The sequence below is a fragment of the Streptomyces sp. NPDC046465 genome, from assembly GCF_040646035.1.
In the GTDB taxonomy this organism is placed as follows: Bacteria; Actinomycetota; Actinomycetes; order Streptomycetales; family Streptomycetaceae; genus Streptomyces.
The window spans coordinates 1-17,947 of sequence record NZ_JBEYZK010000025.1; the positions used below are offsets into that span (position 1 = coordinate 1).

At 71.8% G+C, this 17,947-nt stretch carries 13 protein-coding genes; 9 read left to right on the forward strand and 4 right to left on the reverse strand.

The genetic code is table 11. The features are described from left to right. On the reverse strand, positions 1-599 hold a 599-nt coding region (locus ABZ953_RS31685), incomplete at its 3' end, for a biotin carboxylase N-terminal domain-containing protein (protein WP_361731104.1). A gap of 7 nt (positions 600-606) precedes the next feature. Beyond that, complete coding sequence (locus tag ABZ953_RS31690; protein WP_361731106.1) at positions 607-2,223, reverse strand: carboxyl transferase domain-containing protein; 1,617 nt, start codon at positions 2,221-2,223, stop codon at positions 607-609. Positions 2,224-2,356: 133 nt separating this feature from the next. On the opposite strand from ABZ953_RS31690, the gene ABZ953_RS31695 reads away from it, so the two are divergent. From ABZ953_RS31695 to ABZ953_RS31710, 4 genes are all read left to right on the forward strand, one after another. Continuing rightward, on the forward strand, positions 2,357-2,947 hold the full coding sequence (locus ABZ953_RS31695; RefSeq protein WP_361731109.1) for a TetR/AcrR family transcriptional regulator: 591 nt from the start codon (positions 2,357-2,359) through the stop codon (positions 2,945-2,947). A gap of 95 nt (positions 2,948-3,042) precedes the next feature. Then, a complete protein-coding gene (locus ABZ953_RS31700) occupies positions 3,043-4,200 on the forward strand; it encodes an acyl-CoA dehydrogenase family protein (RefSeq protein WP_361731111.1) in 1,158 nt (385 codons plus the stop codon). 51 nt (positions 4,201-4,251) lie between these two features. Further along, positions 4,252-5,112, forward strand: a complete 861-nt coding sequence (locus ABZ953_RS31705) for an acyl-CoA thioesterase II (RefSeq protein WP_361731114.1) — start codon at positions 4,252-4,254, stop codon at positions 5,110-5,112. Positions 5,113-5,158: 46 nt separating this feature from the next. Then, positions 5,159-6,121, forward strand: coding sequence for a cation diffusion facilitator family transporter (locus tag ABZ953_RS31710; RefSeq protein WP_361731117.1), 963 nt, complete (start codon positions 5,159-5,161; stop codon positions 6,119-6,121). On the opposite strand, the gene ABZ953_RS31715 is transcribed toward ABZ953_RS31710, so the two are convergent. Both ABZ953_RS31715 and ABZ953_RS31720 read right to left on the reverse strand, forming a co-directional pair. Then, a complete protein-coding gene (locus ABZ953_RS31715) occupies positions 6,091-6,879 on the reverse strand; it encodes a phosphatase (protein WP_361731120.1) in 789 nt (262 codons plus the stop codon). The two genes, ABZ953_RS31710 and ABZ953_RS31715, sit on opposite strands and share 31 nt — an antisense overlap. A 225-nt stretch (positions 6,880-7,104) precedes the next feature. Further along, on the reverse strand, positions 7,105-8,613 hold the full coding sequence (locus ABZ953_RS31720; RefSeq protein WP_361731123.1) for a PucR family transcriptional regulator ligand-binding domain-containing protein: 1,509 nt from the start codon (positions 8,611-8,613) through the stop codon (positions 7,105-7,107). Between the two features lie 182 nt (positions 8,614-8,795). On the opposite strand from ABZ953_RS31720, the gene ABZ953_RS31725 reads away from it, so the two are divergent. The 5 genes from ABZ953_RS31725 (at position 8,796) to ABZ953_RS31745 (ending at position 17,945) form a co-directional block, all read left to right on the forward strand. After that, the gene (locus ABZ953_RS31725) at positions 8,796-10,304 is read left to right on the forward strand and encodes a sodium:solute symporter (protein WP_361731126.1); all 1,509 of its coding nucleotides are present in this window, start codon (positions 8,796-8,798) and stop codon (positions 10,302-10,304) included. Between the two features lie 51 nt (positions 10,305-10,355). Further along, complete coding sequence (gene speB, locus ABZ953_RS31730; protein ID WP_361731129.1) at positions 10,356-11,339, forward strand: agmatinase; 984 nt, start codon at positions 10,356-10,358, stop codon at positions 11,337-11,339. Then, positions 11,336-13,024, forward strand: coding sequence for a thiamine pyrophosphate-binding protein (locus tag ABZ953_RS31735; RefSeq protein ID WP_361731132.1), 1,689 nt, complete (start codon positions 11,336-11,338; stop codon positions 13,022-13,024). The genes speB and ABZ953_RS31735 overlap by 4 nt, the downstream gene beginning before the upstream one ends. A gap of 143 nt (positions 13,025-13,167) precedes the next feature. Beyond that, entirely contained in the window at positions 13,168-14,115 is a 948-nt protein-coding gene (locus tag ABZ953_RS31740; RefSeq protein WP_361731135.1) for a serine hydrolase, read from the forward strand. A gap of 77 nt (positions 14,116-14,192) precedes the next feature. Further along, on the forward strand, positions 14,193-17,945 hold the full coding sequence (locus ABZ953_RS31745; RefSeq protein ID WP_361731137.1) for an ABC transporter ATP-binding protein: 3,753 nt from the start codon (positions 14,193-14,195) through the stop codon (positions 17,943-17,945). Positions 17,946-17,947: the final 2 nt, after the last annotated feature.

Below are 17,947 nucleotides of genomic sequence, written 5' to 3' on the forward strand. Positions count from 1 at the left end.
AGCAGCGTGTCGTCGCCGAAGGAGGCGCGGGCCTCGCGGCGGGCGGCGGCGATCTCCTCGGCCAGCACGGCTGCGTCGCGGACCAGGCGCATGCCCTTGCCGCCGCCGCCCGCGCTCGGCTTGAGCAGCACCGGCATGCCGATCTCCCGGGCCGCGTCGGCCAGTTCGGCGTCGGTCAGGCCGCTGCCCGACGAGCCGGGGACCACCGGCACCCCGGCCGCCTGCACGGTCGCCTTGGCGCGGATCTTGTCGCCCATCAGGGCGATGGCCGAGGCGGGCGGGCCGATAAAGGCCAGGCCCGCCTCCGCGCACGCCTGCGCGAAGCCCGCGTTCTCCGCCAGGAAGCCGTAGCCCGGGTGGACGGCCTGGGCGCCGGACTTCGCGGCCGCCTCCAGGATGCGCTCCACGGAGAGGTAGCTGTCGGTGGCCGGGGCGGGGCCGATCCGCACCGCGGTGTCGGCCGCGCGCACATGCCGGGCGTCCGCGTCCGCGTCGCTGAAGACGGCGACCGAGCGGACGCCGAGCTCCCGCAGCGTCCGGATGACGCGGACCGCGATCTCGCCGCGGTTGGCGACCAGCACTGTGTCGAACATCGTCATGGGTTCCTCACATCCGAAAGACGCCGAAGCCGGGCTCGCCCAGCGGGGCCCCGCCGCAGGCGGTCAGGGCCAGGCCCAGGACCTGCCGGGTCTCCAGCGGGTCGATCACGCCGTCGTCCCACAGGCGGGCCGTGGCGTAGTAGGCATTGCCCTGCTCGTCGTACTGCGCGCGGATGGGGTCCTTGAAGGCCTCCTCCTCCTGCGCCGCCCATTCCTCGCCGCGGGCCTGTAGCTGGTCGCGCTTGACCGTGGCCAGGACGGAGGCGGCCTGCTCGCCGCCCATCACGGAGATCTTGGCGTTGGGCCACATCCACAGGAAGCGGGGGCTATAGGCCCGCCCGCACATCGAGTAGTTGCCCGCCCCGTACGAACCGCCGACGACGACCGTCAGCTTGGGCACGCGGGTGCAGGCCACCGCGGTGACCATCTTCGCGCCGTGCTTGGCGATGCCACCGGCCTCATAGTCCCGGCCGACCATGAAGCCGGAGATGTTCTGCAGGAAGAGCAGGGGGATGCCGCGCTGGTCGCACAGCTCGATGAAGTGGGCGCCCTTCTGGGCGGACTCGGAGAACAGGATGCCGTTGTTCGCCACGATCCCCACCGGGTGGCCGTGGAGGTGGGCGAACCCGGTGACCAGCGTCGTGCCGTACTCCGCCTTGAACTCCGCGAAGCGCGAGCCGTCCACCACCCGCGCGATGACCTCCCGCACGTCATAAGGGGTGCGCGAGTCCGTCGGAACGGCCCCGTACAGCCCCAGCGGGTCGACCGCGGGCTCCTCCACCGGCCGCACCGGCCAGGGCAGGGCGGCGCGCTCGGGGAGGGTGGCCACGATGGTGCGCAGGATGCGCAGCGCGTGCGCGTCGTCCTCGGCGAGGTGATCGGTCACCCCGGAGATGCGCGCGTGCACGGCGCCGCCGCCCAGTTCCTCGGCCGTGACGACCTCCCCGGTGGCGGCCTTCACCAGCGGCGGGCCGCCCAGGAAGATGGTGCCCTGCTCGCGCACGATGACCGCCTCATCGCTCATCGCCGGGACGTAGGCCCCGCCCGCGGTGCAGGAGCCAAGGACGGCGGCGAGCTGCGGGATCCCGGCCCCCGACATCCGCGCCTGGTTGTAGAAGATCCGCCCGAAGTGCTCACGGTCGGGGAACACCTCGTCCTGCATCGGCAGGAACGCACCCCCGGAGTCGACCAGGTACAGGCACGGCAGGCGGTTTTCCAGGGCCACCTCCTGGGCGCGCAGGTGCTTCTTGACCGTCATCGGGTAGTACGTGCCGCCCTTGACCGTCGCGTCATTCGCGACGATCACGCACTCCCGGCCCGCGACCCGGCCGATCCCGGCGATCACCCCGGCCGCCGGAGCACCCCCGCCATACAGCCCGTCCGCCGCCAGCGGCGCCAGCTCCAAAAACGGCGAACCCGGATCCAGGAGCGTGTCCACCCGCTCCCGCGGCAGCAGCTTGCCACGCGCCACATGACGGGCCCGCGCCCGCTCCCCGCCACCCAGCCGGGCCGCCGCGAGCTTGGCCCGCAACTCCCCGACCAGGGCGGCATGCGCCGCCTCGTTCACCCGCCATGCCTCGGACGCGGGATCAGCCGCGCTCACCAGCACTGGTGCCTGCCGCATCAGTCGAGCCCCCTTGCTCGGTCCAGTCGGTCGCTCGCCGGGTCCGGCGGATCGACGCCCGAACCGGTTAATGACCGTTAACGCGTTTCCTTTAGGTTAACGACCGCTAACCGGCCTGTCTAGAATCAATTCCATGGCCACCAGAACCGATGCGCCCACCCGGCGCGAGCAGATCCTCAGGGAGGCCGCCCGGCTCTTCGCCGAGCGCGGCTTCCACGGAGTGGGAGTCGATGAGATAGGGGCCGCCGTCGGCATCAGCGGACCCGGCCTCTACCGGCACTTCGCGGGCAAGGACGCGATGCTCGCCGAGTTGCTCGTCGGCATCAGCGGGCAGCTCCTGACCGGCGGCAAGCGGTGCGCGGCCGACGTGGGCGGCCCGCCCGAGCGGGTCCTCGACGCGCTGATCCAGGGGCACATCGACTTCGCGCTCGACGACCGTTCCCTGATCACCCTGCACGACCGCGAGCTGGACCGCCTGCGGGACACCGACCGCAAGCTGGTCCGCCAGCTCCAGCGGCAGTACGTGGAGATCTGGGTCGACGTCGTGCGCAAGGTCTACCCGGACCTCGCCGAGAACGCGGCGCGGGTGGCCGTGCACGCGGTCTTCGGGCTGCTGAACTCCACCCCGCACCTGAGCCGCCGCGACGCGCTGCCCAGCCGGGCGGCCATGGCGGAACTCCTGCACCGGCTCGCGCGGGGAGCCTTCGAGGCCGCTGCCGAGTGACACGCATCTCTGGACGCTCTGGTGACTGCCGGGTAACCTGGCCCTGAGCAAGCGCTTAGTCGCCGTAGGCAAGATGTAGGCAGAGGGAGTTCTCCGTGCGCCGTACCGTTTTCAATGAGGACCACGAGGCGTTCCGGGAGACCCTGCGCGCCTTCATCGAGGCCGAGGTCGTCCCCGTCCACGACGAGTGGTTCGCCGCGGGCCAGGTGCCGCGCGAGTTCTACTACAAGCTGGCCGAGCTGGGCCTCTTCGGGATCAACGTCCCCGAGGAGTTCGGTGGCGCGGGCATGGACACGCACAAGTTCGAGGCCATCCAGTACGAGGAGACCTCCCGCGCGGGTGTCACCTTCGGCGGCTCCGGCGTGCACGTGCTGCTCGCCCTGCCGTACATCAAGGCGCTCGCCACCGACGAGCAGAAGAAGCGCTACCTGGAGAAGTTCGTCTCCGCCGAGGAGATGTGGGCCCTCGCGATGACCGAGCCGGGCACCGGCTCCGACCTCGCGGGCATGAAGAGCACCGCCAAGCTCTCCGAGGACGGCAGCCACTACGTACTCAACGGCTCCAAGACCTTCATCACCGGCGGCGTGCACGCCGACCGCGTGATCGTCTGCGCCCGCACCTCCGCGCCCACCGCCGAGGACCGCCGCTACGGCATCTCCCTCTTCGCCGTCGACACCAAGTCCGAGGGCTACTCCATCGGCCGCAAGCTCGACAAGCTCGGCCTGAAGACCTCCGACACCGCGGAGCTGGCCTTCGTCGACGTCAAGGTCCCCGTCGAGGACCTCCTCGGCGAGGAGAACAAGGGCTTCTACTACCTCGGCAGCAACCTCCCCTCCGAGCGCTGGGGCATCGCCTACGGCGCGTACGCGCAGGCCAAGGCCGCCGTCCGGTTCGCCAAGGAGTACGTCCAGGACCGCACCGTCTTCGGCAAGACGGTCGCCTCCTTCCAGAACACCAAGTTCGAGCTGGCCGCTTGCCAGGCCGAGGTGGACGCCGCCGAGGCCGTCGCCGACCGCGCCCTGGAAGCCTTGGACGCGGGCGAGTTGACCGCCGCCGAGGCCGCCTCCGCGAAGCTCTTCAACACCGAGGTCGCGCACCGCGTCATCGACAAGTGCCTGCAGCTGCACGGCGGCTACGGCTTCATGAACGAGTACCCCATCGCCCGCCTGTACGCGGACAACCGCGTCAACCGCATCTACGGCGGCACCAGCGAGGTCATGAAGATGATCATCGCGAAGAACATGGGCCTGTAGAGACCGCCCGGGAGAGACAGGCCTGTAGAGACGCCCTGTAGAACTACGTTCATGAACCAGGCACTTGAAGCCCTCCTCGATCTGCTCGACCTGGAGCAGATCGAGGAGGACATCTTCCGGGGCGTGAGCCGCTCGGCGCTCGTGCCCCGCGTCTTCGGAGGCCAGGTCGCCGCGCAGGCCCTGGTCGCCGCCGGACGCACCGTCCCGGACGACAGGCCCGCCCACTCCCTGCACGCCTACTTCCTGCGGCCCGGGGACCCCGGGGCGCCCATCGTGTATACCGTCGACCGGATCCGCGACGGCCGCTCCTTCACCACGCGCCGCGTCGTCGCCGTCCAGCACGGGCAGCCGATCTTCCACCTCTCCGCGTCCTTCCAGACGTACGAGGAAGGCCTCGAACACCAGACGGGGATGCCGCCCGCGCTCGACCCGGAGACGCTGCCCACCGCCGCCGAGATGCTCCCGCGCCACCTGCCGAAGGACGTCGCCGACCGGCTCGTCGAGACCCGCGCCGCCGTCGACCTGCGCTACGCCGACACGCCGCCCTGGGGCACCGTCGGACAGCCGCGCGAGCCGCGCTCCCAGGTGTGGTTCCGCGCCAACGGCAAGCTGGCGGACGACTCCCTGCTGCACGTCTGCCTCGCCACGTACGTCTCCGACATGACGCTCCTCGACTCCGTGCTGCTCGCGCACGGCCGCGGCGGCTGGGCGGTCGGCGACGTCGTCGGCGCCTCGCTCGACCACGCCATGTGGTTCCACCGGCCCTTCCGCGCGGACGAATGGCTGCTCTACGACCAGGAGTCGCCGACGTCCTCCGGCGGGCGCGGCCTCGGCCAGGCGCGGATCTGGACGCAGGACGGGCGGCTCGCGGTCACCGTCATCCAGGAGGGCCTGATCCGCGTCCCGCGGTGAACCCCGGGGTTCGCGTTCCCCGCTGATCGGACATACCGTCCGAGACATGAGCGAGCAACCGTCAGAGGCGAACGGCGAGAGTACCTTCACGGTCGTCGTCGCCGCCGTCGCCAACCTCGGGATCGCCCTGGCCAAGGCCGTCGCGGGCGTCATCAGCGGGTCCAGCGCCATGCTCTCCGAAGCGGCGCACTCCGTCGCCGACACCGTCACCGAGCTGATGCTGCTCGTCTCCCTGAAGGCCAGTGGCAAGCCCGCCGACGAGGAGCACCCGCTCGGCTACGGAGGCGCCCGCTACATCTGGGCGCTGCTCGCCTCCGTCGCCACCTTCGTCGGCGGCGGCGTCTTCGCCGTCTACGACGGCATCCACACCCTCACGCACGGCGAGGACCCCGGCGACCCGCTCATCTCGTACATCGTGCTCGGCATCGCCTTCCTCCTGGAGGGGTACTCGCTGCGCACCGGTCTCAAGCAGGCGCGCGGCGAAGCCGACCGCTTCGGAGTGCACATCAAGCGCTACCTCCGCCACACCCCCGACACCGCGGTCAAGGCCGTCGTGATGGAGGACTCGGCGGCGCTCGTCGGCCTCGTGCTCGCCGCCGGAGGCCTGCTCGGCGGGCAGCTCACCGGGTCCGGCGCGTGGGACGGCATCGCGTCGCTCTGCATCGGCGTGCTGCTCGTGTACGTCGCGTGGGTCCTCGGACACGCCAACAGCGAGCTGCTCATCGGGCGCCCGCTGCCGCCGGAGATCCGGGCCGCGGTGCGGGCCGAACTGCTCGCCGACCCGCACGTCGTGGACGTACTGGAGCTGACCACGCTGCTCCAGGGCCCCAAGGAGGCCCTGGTCGCCGCGAAGGTCGACTTCCGGGACGTGTCGAGCGCCGGGGACATCGAGCGGGCCTGCGACCGCATGGCGCGCCGCCTCCAGGAGCGCTTCCCCGCGATCCGGCGCGTCTACCTGGACCCGACGCCGGGCCCCGGTCAGGACTCGGGCGTCAGCCCCGCGGCGTAAAGCAGGTAGGCCGTCATCGGGTCGTAGTGGCGCGGGCTCGTGACGTGGTCGTCGAGCGGCACGGTCACCTGCACGGTGCCCTCGGCCTCGCCGATGAACAGCGCCGGGTCGTTGCAGTCCGCGTACCCCAGGGAGTCCAGGCCGCGCTGGCCCGCGCGCCCCGCCCAGCCGTGGTCGGCGACCACGAGGTCGGGCTGCGGACGCCCCTCGCGCTCCAGGCCGTCCAGGATGGCGTTCATCGGCTCGGGGGAGTGGGTGTGCCACAGCGTCGCGCCGCGCTCGAGGACCGCCACGTCCGCGAACTGGAAGACCATGCCCTCATCGGCCGTCAGGCCCTCGGGGATCACCACGATCTCGCAGCCCGCCGCGCGCAGGGCGGCGGCGGTCGCGCGGTGCACGTCGAGCAGGCCGCCGGGGTGGCCGGTCGCGAAAAGGACCCTCTCCTTGTCGGCGGCCGCCTTGCGCAGGCGGGCCGCCATCCGCTCCAGGCCGTCGACCGTCAGCTCCGGGTCGATGGTGTCCTGACCGTGCCGGAACTGCGGGTCGTCGATGACGCCGCACCGCTCCGCCATCACCGCGAGGACGTCCTGCTCGTCGGTCCAGCGGTCGCCGAGCTCCAGACCCAGCCAGTAGTGACGGTCGCCGTTCGCGAGCTTCCTGTAGTGGCTGAGGTTGTTCTCGCGGGGCGTGGCGACGTCGCCCGCGATGCGGGTGCGGACGAGGTGGTCGACTAGCGCGGCACGGGTGGGTATGGACATGGCTCCATTGTGCGGGACGAGTGCTCTGCGCAGGGGGCGGCTGGCTCAGCCTGCGGCTGCGGTGCGGTCAGTTCTGGCTTGTCGCGCCGTTCCCAGCGTCCCTTGGGGGCCCGCTTCTCGGCTTTCGGGTGCGGGTCTGTTGTGGCTGGTCGCGCAGTTCCCCGCGCCCCTTAACCTGCGCCCCCCACGCGGCGCCCCCCACGCGGCGCCCTCAGCGCGGCGTTCTCAGTGGTCCCGGCTCAGGGCGAACCAGAGTTCCATGCGGGTGTCCGGGTCGTTCAGGTCCGTGTTCAGGAGTGACTCGCAGCGGGTGATGCGTTGGCGGACCGTGTTGCGGTGTACACCGAGTGCCACGGCCGTGCGGTCCCAACTGCCGTGCAGGGAGAGCCAGGTGCGCAGGGTGCCCGTCAGGGTTTCGTTCGTGCCGAGCGGGGCGAGCAGCACGCGCGCGTGGGCGTCGGCCTCCTCGGGGTCGACCAGGTCGGCGACGGCGTTGGCGTGCTGGCGCACGAAGGGGGACCGGGTGGCCTCGGCGCGGCGCAGGGCGCGGGCCGCCTGGGTGTCGGCTGCCGCGATCCCGGCGACCGGGGCCGGGGCGGAGGCGCCGAGGGTCCAGCCCTCCAGGGGGATGATCTCGCGGTCGGCCGGGACGAGGAGGTGTACGGAATCGTCGTGCAGGTCGACCAGGGCGCTGCCCAGCGTCGCGCCGAGCGCGGAGGCGGCCAGCGGGGTGTGTTCCCCGCGCGCGTGCACCACGGTCCACAGGTCGCTCCCCAGGAGGGGCCCGATCTCCTCCGCGGGAGCGCCGACCAGCAGCCGCACGAGCGCCGCCGAGCGGGCCGCCTCGGAGGCTCCCTGGTGCTCCCCGGTGAGGAGCGAGAGCAGCACGACCGCGGCTCCCGCGATGGTGTGGTCGCCCGGTCCGCGGCGGTCCGTGGCGACGCCGAGCGCGAAGCCGCGGCCACCGCCGAGTGCGTAGGCGGCGAGATGGGTGGCGCCCGCGGTGTCGGCGGCGGACGCCGGGGCGGCGGGGGCGGTGCGCCGTACGACGCCGGTCAGCTCCCGCAGCGCGTCCCGGGCCGCGTGCGGCGTCTGCCCCGCCGTCTGGAGCTCCGTGCCGTCGGGCCCGTACAGGACGGTGAGGCCGCCGAGGCGCGCCGCGAGCTGGCGCAGGACGGCGGGGATCGGGTCGGGTCTGGCCGCCGCCGTGGCGAGCCCCTGCTGGGCCTCCGTCACCCGGCGCAGCTCCGCGTGCCGGGCCTCGGCCATCAGCCGCCAGACGGCGCGGGCGACGCCGCTGAAGGTGGTGCGGGGCGGGACCTCCACGAGTGGCAGACCGTAGCGCTCGCAGGCCTCGGCGAGGGCGCGCGGCACCGTGTCGTGCACGGGCGCGACCCCGAAGCCGAGCGCCGCGCCGCCCGCCGCGACGATGCGGGCCACGTAGTCGTCGAGGGTGCCGCCCGCGCCCGCCGGGTCGGTGATGTGCACGCCCGCGGTAAGCAGCAGCTCGCCGCCGAGCAGGTACGGGTACGGGTCCGCCATCTCGGAGGTGTGCACCCACTGCACGGCCGTGCCCGCGGCCCGCGCGTCGGGCCCCGCGATCTGCCGCAGGCCCAGGTCCTCGCGGGCGAGCAGCGCGGCGAGCGGTACGGGTGGGGTCGGCGGGGCCGGTGGGGCTGCTGGGGCGGTGGGGGACGGTGTGCCGGGGGGTGTGGGGGGTGCGGGGTCGGCCATGGTGGACGTTCCCTCCATATGAGTCGCGGAGAGTAGAGGAAACGTACACTTCAGCGTCGCATTCCGGCCACCTAAGGTCGTGCCGACCGCAGGCAGCGGGTACGGGCGGATGTCCCCGCGGCCGGTCGCCACCACTCCATCTGCACGACACGCCACCGAGGTGCGCGAAGGAGGCCCCCCTTATGGCCGTCGACTACACAGTGATCGTCGTCTATCTCGCCGGGATGCTGGCCATGGGCTGGTGGGGCATGCGCCGCGCCAAGTCCAAGAGTGAGTTCCTGGTCGCGGGCCGCCGCCTCGGACCCTGGATGTACTCGGGGACCATGGCCGCGATCGTCCTCGGCGGCGCCTCCACCATCGGCGGCGTCGGCCTCGGCTACCAGTACGGGCTCTCCGGGGCCTGGATGGTCGTCACCATCGGCCTCGGGATCCTCGCGCTGAGCGTGTTCTTCTCGGCCCGTATCGCGCGGCTGCGGGTCTACACCGTCTCCGAGATGCTCGACCTGCGCTACGGAGGGCGCGCGGGCGTCGTCTCCGGAGTGGTCATGTGGGCCTACACGCTGATGCTCGCGGTCACCTCGACCATCGCGTACGCCACGATCTTCGACGTCATCTTCGACTTGAACCGCACCCTGGCGATCATCCTCGGCGGCTCGATCGTCGTCGCGTACTCCACGCTCGGCGGCATGTGGTCCATCACGCTCACCGACATGGTGCAGTTCGTGGTGAAGACGATCGGCGTGCTGCTCCTGCTCCTTCCCATCGCGGTCGTCAAGGCCGGTGGCTTCGGCGAGATGAAGGCCGAGCTGCCCACGGAGTACTTCGACCCGCTCGGCATCGGCGGCGAGACGATCTTCACGTACGTGCTGATCTATACGTTCGGCATGCTCATCGGGCAGGACATCTGGCAGCGCGTTTTCACGGCGCGCAGCGACAAGGTCGCCCGCTACGGAGGCACCGTCGCCGGTACGTACTGCCTCGTCTACGCCGTCGCGGGCGCCGTCATCGGCACCGCGGCCAAGGTCATGTACCCGAAGCTGCCGAGCGCCGACGCGGCCTTCGCGACCATCGTCAAGGACGAACTGCCCATGGGCGTACGGGGTCTCGTGCTCGCCGCCGCGCTCGCCGCCGTGATGTCCACGTCCTCCGGAGCGCTCATCGCCTGCGCGACCGTCGCCAACAACGACATCTGGTCGCGGCTGCGGGGGGTCGTGAAGACCGACGGAGCGGACGGAGCGGACGGAGCGGACGGAGCGGACGGCGAGGCTCACGACGAGGCTCACGACGAGGTGAAGGGGAACCGCCTCTTCATCCTGATCATGGGCGTCGCCGTCGTCTGCATCGCCATCGCGCTCAACGACGTCGTCCAGGCCCTTACCGTCGCCTACAACCTGCTCGTCGCCGGTCTCCTCGTGCCGATCCTCGGCGGGCTGCTGTGGAAGCGCGGCACCGCCGAGGGCGCGCTCGCGGCCGTCGCGGCCGGCGGGCTCTCGGTCATCGGGCTCATGTGGGGGTACGGAATCCTCGCCAACGAGCCCATTTACTTCGGCCTGTTGATCTGCCTCGTCGTGTACGTCGCGGTCTCCCTGGCCACCAAGCCCACCGACGCGGCCGTCCTCGCCGCCTGGCGCGAGCGCCTGGCAGGACGGGGCGCGGAGCCCGAGGCCGAACCGGCCCCCGTACCTCAGTAGAGTCAGAAAGCGCTCACAAGGCGCATCGAAGCGTAAAAAGGAAGGCACTCCATGAGCAGCAACGAGACGCCCCGCGGCCCCGTCGACTCCTCCCGCATCCCGCGCTACGCGGGCCCGGCGACGTACGCCCGGCTGCCCCGCCTCGACGAGGTCGGCGGCACGGCGGATGTCGCGGTGGTCGGCGTGCCGTTCGACTCCGGCGTCTCGTACCGCCCCGGCGCCCGCTTCGGCGGCAACGCGATCCGCGAGGCCTCGCGGCTGCTCCGCCCGTACAACCCGGCCCAGGACGCCTCGCCCTTCGCGCTCGCACAGGTCGCCGACGCGGGAGACATCGCCGCCAACCCGTTCAACATCAACGAGGCGGTGGAGACCATCGAGGCCGCCGCCGACGACCTCCTCGGCTCCGGCGCCCGCATGATGACCCTCGGCGGCGACCACACCATCGCGCTGCCGCTGCTCCGCTCGGTCGCCAAGAAGCACGGCCCCGTCGCGCTCCTTCACTTCGACGCGCACCTGGACACCTGGGACACCTACTTCGGCGCCGAGTACACGCACGGCACGCCGTTCCGCCGCGCCGTCGAGGAGGGCATCCTCGACACCGAGGCGCTCTCCCACGTCGGCACGCGCGGCCCGCTGTACGGCAAGAAGGACCTCACCGACGACGAGAAGATGGGCTTCGGCATCGTCACCTCGGCGGACATCTACCGCCGCGGCGCCGACGAGGTCGCCGACCAGCTCCGCCAGCGCATCGGCGACCGCCCCCTCTACATCTCCATCGACATCGACTGCCTCGACCCGGCCCACGCGCCCGGCACGGGTACGCCGGAAGCCGGTGGCATGACGTCGCGGGAGCTCCTGGAGATCCTGCGCGGCCTCGCCTCCTGCAACCTCGTCTCGGCCGACGTCGTCGAGGTCGCCCCCGCCTACGACCACGCGGAGATCACGGCCGTCGCCGCCTCCCACACGGCGTACGAACTGACGACGATCATGTCCCGGCAGATCGCCGAGGCGCGGGGAACGGTGAGCGAGCGGTGAGCCACGACCACGACGTAGTCCTGCGCCCCACCCCGAGCCAGACCGAGGCCGCCCTCAGCCCACCCCCCGGGCGCAACGGCGGCGACCTCGTCGTCGAGACCCTCGCGGGGCTCGGCGCGACCACCGTCTTCGGGCTGCCCGGCCAGCACGCGCTCGGCATGTTCGACGCGCTGCGCCGCTCCTCGCTCTCGTACGTGGGCTTCCGCGTCGAGAACAACACGGGCTTCGCGGCGGACGCCTACGGCCGCGTCACCGGCGAGGTCGCCCCGCTGCTGCTCTCCACCGGTCCCGGCGCGCTGACCTCGCTCGCAGCCCTCCAGGAGGCGGCGGCGGGATCGTCCCCGGTCCTCGCCATCGGCAGCCAGGTCCCGGTGGCCGGGCTCGGCGGCGGACGCCACGGCTATCTGCACGAACTCCGCGACCAGCAGGCCTCGTTCAGGGACGTCGTGAAGTCCGTGCACACGGTCCGTACGGCCTCGCAGATCCCGTCCGCCGTCGCCGCGGCCTGGGAGTCGGCGCTCACCGCGCCGCACGGCCCGGTGTGGGTGGAGATCCCGCAGGACGTACTGCTAGCGGAGACGACGCTGCCGGTCGTCACGGCCATGGACGCGACGCCCGAGGACGTCGTGCCGCGCTCCGAGCTGACCGCGGTCGCCGCCGACCTGCTCTCCCGGGCCGAGCGCCCGGCGATCATCGCGGGCGGCGGCGTCGTGCGCTCGGACGCGAGCGGCAAGCTGCGCGCGCTCGCCGAGCTGCTCAACGCCCCCGTCGTCACCACCTTCGGCGGCAAGGGCGCCTTCCCCTGGGAGCACCCGCTCTCGCTCCAGTCGTGGCTTGAGGACCGGCACACCACGGACTTCCTGGAGGACGCGGACGTCCTCCTCGTGGTCGGCTCGGGCCTCGGCGAACTGTCCTCGAATTACCACACGTTCAAGCCCCGCGGCCGGGTGATCCAGATCGAGGCGGACGCCGGGAAGCTGGAGTCCAACCACCCCGGACTCGGCATCCACGCGGACGCGCGGATCGCCCTGTCCGCGCTCCTGGAGACCATCGACGCGCCCCGCGAGGACGCCTCCGCCCCCGGGAGGGTGGCGGCCGTCCTCGACAAGGTCCGCGAGCGCATCGCCGCCCAGGACCTCACCCTGGAGCAGCAGGTGCTCGCCGCTGTCCGCGCGGCCCTGCCCGACGCGTCGCCGTCCTTCTGGGACATGACGATCCTGGCCTACTGGGCCTGGTCCGCCTTCGACGCCCGCCGCCCGAACACGATGCACTCCGCACAGGGCGCGGGCGGCCTCGGCTACGGCTTCCCCGCGGCGCTCGGCGCGGCAGCCGCCGACCCCTCCCACCCGGTGCTCGCCGTCTCCGGCGACGGCGGCGCGATGTACTCCATCGCGGAGCTCGCGACGGCGCGGCAGTACGGGCTGAACGTGACCTGGCTGATCGTCGACGACGGCGGCTACGGCATCCTGCGCGAGTACATGTCCGACGCCTTCGGCGAGGCGACGGCGACAGAACTGGCGCGGCCCGACTTCGTCAAGCTCGCGGAGTCCTTCGGGGTGCCGGGCGTCCGTTCCTCACCGGAGACGCTCCGGGACGACCTCGCTAAGGCCCTGTCCGAACCCGGACCGAGCGTGGTCGTGCTCCCGGTGCTGCTTCGGATGTTCGCGCCGACGCATCTGGGCTGACCCGGCACAGGAGCTGGACCGACCCGGCACAAGAGTTCGTCCGGATTTCCGATTTTCGTGCAACCTTTCGCCACCGTTGGAGAGTCATGTGAGGCGAGTGCGCCGGGGGCGCACTCGTTTCGCACCAGGGGATGGGAAGCTCCATGACTCACCGGACATCCGGTATATCCACGCGTGCCCGCGTTCTCTCGGCGGGTCTCGCCGCCGGAGTGCTCGTGCCGCTCGCCGCGGCCGCCACGCCTGCCGCAGCCGCCACGCCCGCCGCCGCCGCGGCACCGACTGTCACCTGCACCTCCGCGCAGTCGGGCCTGGCCGCCAAGCTCAAGAAGGACATCACCGCGGCCCTGAAGAACCGCAAGGGCACGGTCGCCGTCGGCCTGTACGACCGCACCACCAAGACGACCTGCACCCTGCGCTCGGATACGTCCTTCGACTCGGCGAGCGTCGTCAAGGCGACCGTCCTCGCGACGCTCCTCTGGGACGCGAAGAAGAGCGACCGGTACCTGACGGACCGCGAGTCCGACCTCGCGACCGCGATGATCACCAAGTCGGACAACGCGGCGACCAGCACGCTCTGGCGGCAGCTCGGCACGGGCAAGATCAAGGCGTTCCTCAAGGCCGCCAAGATGACGAAGACGGTGCCCGGAGCCGACGGCTACTGGGGGCTGACCAGCATCAACGCGGCCGACCAGCAGAAGCTCCTCGCCCTGATCACCGCCAAGAACGCCGTCCTGAGCGACAACGCGCGCGCGTACATCCTCAAGCTCATGGGCAAGGTGATCCCCTCGCAGCGCTGGGGCACCCCCGCGGGCGCGCCCTCCGGCGTCTCCATCCACGTCAAGAACGGCTGGCTGGAGCGGGCGACGCACGGCTGGCGCGTGCACAGCATCGGCGCGTTCAAGGGCGGCGGCCACGACTACACGATGTCCGTGCTCACGCACGGTAACAGCACGATGAACTACGGCGTCGCGACGATCCAGGGCGTGGCCAAGGCCATCCACAAGGACCTGGCGCCCAGGGCCTCCGCGACTCAGCGCTACACCCCGACCGACGCGCCGAAGGAGGCGTTCGTGGTGGTGCCCAGCTCCTGAGTTTTGTTGCGGCGGGATGAAATACGCGTCCCGCCGCGTTGGGCCTCTCGGCAGGTCAGGTCGACGGGAGGCAGCACGTGGCGGAGCAACGGGGTGGGGCCGAGCGGGAGGAATCCGGCTGGGCCAGGCGACTCACCGGGTACGCATGGCGGTATCCGAAGGACGTCGTGCTCGCACTCGGGTCCTCTCTCGGCGGCATGGCCGTCATGGCCCTCGTACCGCTGATCACCAAGGTGATCATCGACGACGTCATCGGGCAGGACGGGCAGGGCGGCGGCCGCTCCATGGCGCCCTGGGCGGGCGCGCTGATCGGCGCCGCCGTCGTCGTCTACGTCCTCACCTACATACGCCGCTACTACGGCGGCAGGCTCGCCCTCGACGTCCAGCACGACCTGCGGACCGAGATGTACGGGACGATCACCAGGCTCGACGGGCGGCGCCAGGACGAGCTGTCCACCGGGCAGGTCGTGGGCCGGGCGACGAGCGACCTCCAGCTCATCCAGGGCCTGCTCTTCATGCTGCCGATGACCATCGGCAACATCCTGCTGTTCGTGATCTCCCTCGGGATCATGGCGTGGCTCTCCCTGCCGCTCACCCTCGTCGCCCTCGCCGTCGCCCCCGCCCTCTGGGTCATCGCCCGCCGCTCCCGCTCCCGCCTGCACCCCGCCACCTGGTACGCGCAGGCCCAGGCCGCCGCCGTCGCCGGAGTGGTCGACGGCGCCGTCAGCGGCGTACGCGTGGTGAAGGGCTTCGGGCAGGAGGAGCAGGAGACCGGGAAGCTCAGGGAGGTCGGGCGCAAGCTCTTCGCGGGGCGGCTCCGCACCGTCCGCCTCAACTCCCGCTACACCCCCGCCCTCCAGGCCGTCCCCATGCTCGGCCAGGTCGCCATGCTGGCCCTCGGCGGCTGGCTCGCGGTGAAGGGCGACATCACGCTCGGCACGTTCGTCGCGTTCTCCACCTACCTCGCGCAGCTCGTCGGCCCGGTACGGATGCTCGCCATGGTCCTCACCGTGGGGCAGCAGGCCCGCGCCGGTGTCGAGCGCGTACTCGAACTCATCGACACCGAGCCGAGCCTGCGGGACGGGACCAAGGAGCTGCCCGCCGACGCTCCCGCCACCGTCGAGTTCGACGGCGTCGGCTTCTCCTACGAGGACGACAGGCCCGTCCTCGACGGCCTCTCCTTCGAGATACGCCCCGGCGAGACCCTCGCCGTCGTCGGCTCGTCCGGCAGCGGCAAGTCCACCGTCTCGCTGCTCCTGCCGCGCTTCTACGACGTCACGCACGGCGCCGTCCTCATCGGCGGCCACGACGTGCGCGAGCTGACCCTCGACTCCCTGCGGTCCGCCATCGGGCTCGTGCCCGAGGACTCCTTCCTCTTCTCCGAGACCGTGGGCGCCAACATCGCCTACGGACACCCGGACGCGAGCCGCGAGGAGATCGAGACCGCCGCGCGCGCCGCCCAGGCCCACGGGTTCATATCCGAGCTGCCCGAGGGGTACGACACCAAGGTCGGCGAGCAGGGCCTCACCCTCTCCGGCGGCCAGCGCCAGCGCATCGCGCTCGCCCGCGCCATCCTCACCGACCCCCGCCTCCTCGTCCTCGACGACGCGACCTCGGCCGTCGACGCGCGCGTGGAACACGAGATCCACGAGGCCCTGCGAGGTGTGATGGCGGGGCGCACCACCCTCCTCATCGCCCACCGCCGCTCCACCCTCGGCCTCGCCGACCGCATCGCCGTCCTCGACGGCGGACGCCTCGCCGACCTCGGCACGCACGACGATCTCGAACGGCGCTCCGCCCTCTACCGGCGGCTGCTCACCGACCCCGACGAGCTCGGCGGCGTCTCGCCGGGCCACTCCGTCCCCGCCGACCTGCCCGAGGACACCTCCGTACGCGAGGAGCTGGACGCCGAATTCGACGCGGAGCGCGGCATCACGCCCGCCCTGTGGACCGGCGACAGGGAGCCGAAGGACGCCGCGCTCTCCGGAATGCCCTCCACGCCCGAACTCCTCGCCCAGGTCGACGCGCTGCCCCCGGCCGACGACACCCCCGGCATCGACGAGGCGCGGGCCGTCACTCCGGAGGAGTCGTACGGGCTGCGCAGGCTGCTCGGCGGGTTCGGGGTGCCGCTGCTGTTCAGCCTGCTGCTCGTCGCCGTCGACGCGGGCATGGGGCTGCTGCTCCCCGTCCTGATCCGGCATGGCATCGACGAGGGGGTGAGCCAGGTCGCGCTCGGCGCCGTCTGGGCCGCCGCCGGGCTCGCCCTCGCCGCCGTCGCGGTGCAGTGGGCGGCGCAGACCGGTGAGACGCGGATGACCGGACGCACCGGCGAGCGGGTCCTCTACTCGCTGCGGCTGAAGATCTTCTCGCAGCTCCAGCGGCTCGGGCTCGACTACTACGAGCGGGAGCTGACCGGGCGCATCATGACCCGGATGACGACCGACGTGGACGCCCTCTCGACCTTCCTGCAGACCGGGCTCGTCACCGCGTTCGTCTCCGTCGTCACCTTCTTCGGCATCATGGTCGCCCTGCTGGTCATCGACGTGGAACTGGCGCTCGTCGTCTTCGCGACGCTGCCGCTCCTCGTCGTCGGCACGTACTTCTTCCGCAAATCCAGCGTGAAGGCGTACGAGCTGGCGCGCGAGCGGGTCTCCGTGGTCAACGCCGACCTCCAGGAGTCCGTCGCCGGGCTGCGCATCGTGCAGGCCTTCCGGCGCGAGCGCTCCGGCGCCGCGCGGTTCGCGGAGAACAGCGACAGCTACCGCCAGGCCCGCATCCGCGGCCAGTGGCTGATCTCCGTGTACTTCCCGTTCGTGCAGCTGCTGTCCTCCGTCGCCGTCGTCGCCGTCCTGGTCGTGGGCGCCGGACGGGTCGAGGCGGGCACGCTGACCACCGGCGCGCTCGTCGCCTACCTCCTCTACATCGACCTGTTCTTCGCCCCCGTGCAGCAGCTCTCCCAGGTCTTCGACGGCTACCAGCAAGCCACCGTCTCGCTCGGCCGCATCCAGGAGCTGCTCCAGGAGCCGACGTCGACGAAGGCCGCACAGGAGCCGACGGAGGTGCTCTCGCTGCGCGGCGAGATCGGCTTCGAGGACGTCGACTTCGCGTACGCGGCCACCGGCGAGGGCGAGCCCGAAGAGGCGCTCAGCGACGTGCGCCTGCGGATACCCGCGGGACAGACCGTCGCGTTCGTCGGCGAGACCGGCGCGGGCAAGTCGACGCTCGTGAAGCTCGTCGCCCGCTTCTACGACCCCACGGGCGGCCGGGTGACGGTCGACGGCACCGATCTGCGCACCCTCGACCTCACCTCGTACCGGCACCGCCTCGGCGTCGTCCCGCAGGAGGCGTACCTCTTCGCGGGCACGGTCCGCGACGCCATCGCCTACGGCCGCCCCGCCGCCACCGACGCCCAGGTCGAGGCCGCGGCGCGCGCGGTCGGCGCGCACGACATGATCGCCACGCTGGACGGCGGCTACCTCCACGAGGTGGCCGAGCGGGGCCGCAACCTCTCCGCCGGACAGCGCCAGCTGATCGCGCTGGCCCGCGCCGAACTCGTCGACCCCGACATCCTGCTCCTCGACGAGGCCACCGCCGCCCTCGACCTCGCCACGGAGGCGCAGGTCAACCAGGCCACCGACCGCATCGCGGGCAAGCGCACCACGCTCGTGGTCGCCCACCGCCTGACCACGGCGGCCCGCGCCGACCGCGTCGTCGTGATGGACCACGGCCGGGTCGCGGAGGACGGCACGCACGAGGAGCTCCTCGCCCTTGACGGACGGTACGCGCGGCTGTGGCGGACGTTCGTGGGGGAGCCGGTGGAAGCGGTCTGAGA

Coding starts and splice junctions, on each gene's coding strand:
- ABZ953_RS31690 (WP_361731106.1), bottom strand. CDS start 2,223: ATGCGGCAGGCACCAGTGCTGGTGAGCGCGGCTGATCCCGCGTCCGAG.
- ABZ953_RS31695 (WP_361731109.1), top strand. CDS start 2,357: ATGGCCACCAGAACCGATGCGCCCACCCGGCGCGAGCAGATCCTCAGG.
- ABZ953_RS31705 (WP_361731114.1), top strand. CDS start 4,252: ATGAACCAGGCACTTGAAGCCCTCCTCGATCTGCTCGACCTGGAGCAG.
- ABZ953_RS31710 (WP_361731117.1), top strand. CDS start 5,159: ATGAGCGAGCAACCGTCAGAGGCGAACGGCGAGAGTACCTTCACGGTC.
- ABZ953_RS31715 (WP_361731120.1), bottom strand. CDS start 6,879: ATGTCCATACCCACCCGTGCCGCGCTAGTCGACCACCTCGTCCGCACC.
- ABZ953_RS31720 (WP_361731123.1), bottom strand. CDS start 8,613: ATGGCCGACCCCGCACCCCCCACACCCCCCGGCACACCGTCCCCCACC.
- ABZ953_RS31725 (WP_361731126.1), top strand. CDS start 8,796: ATGGCCGTCGACTACACAGTGATCGTCGTCTATCTCGCCGGGATGCTG.
- speB (WP_361731129.1), top strand. CDS start 10,356: ATGAGCAGCAACGAGACGCCCCGCGGCCCCGTCGACTCCTCCCGCATC.
- ABZ953_RS31740 (WP_361731135.1), top strand. CDS start 13,168: ATGACTCACCGGACATCCGGTATATCCACGCGTGCCCGCGTTCTCTCG.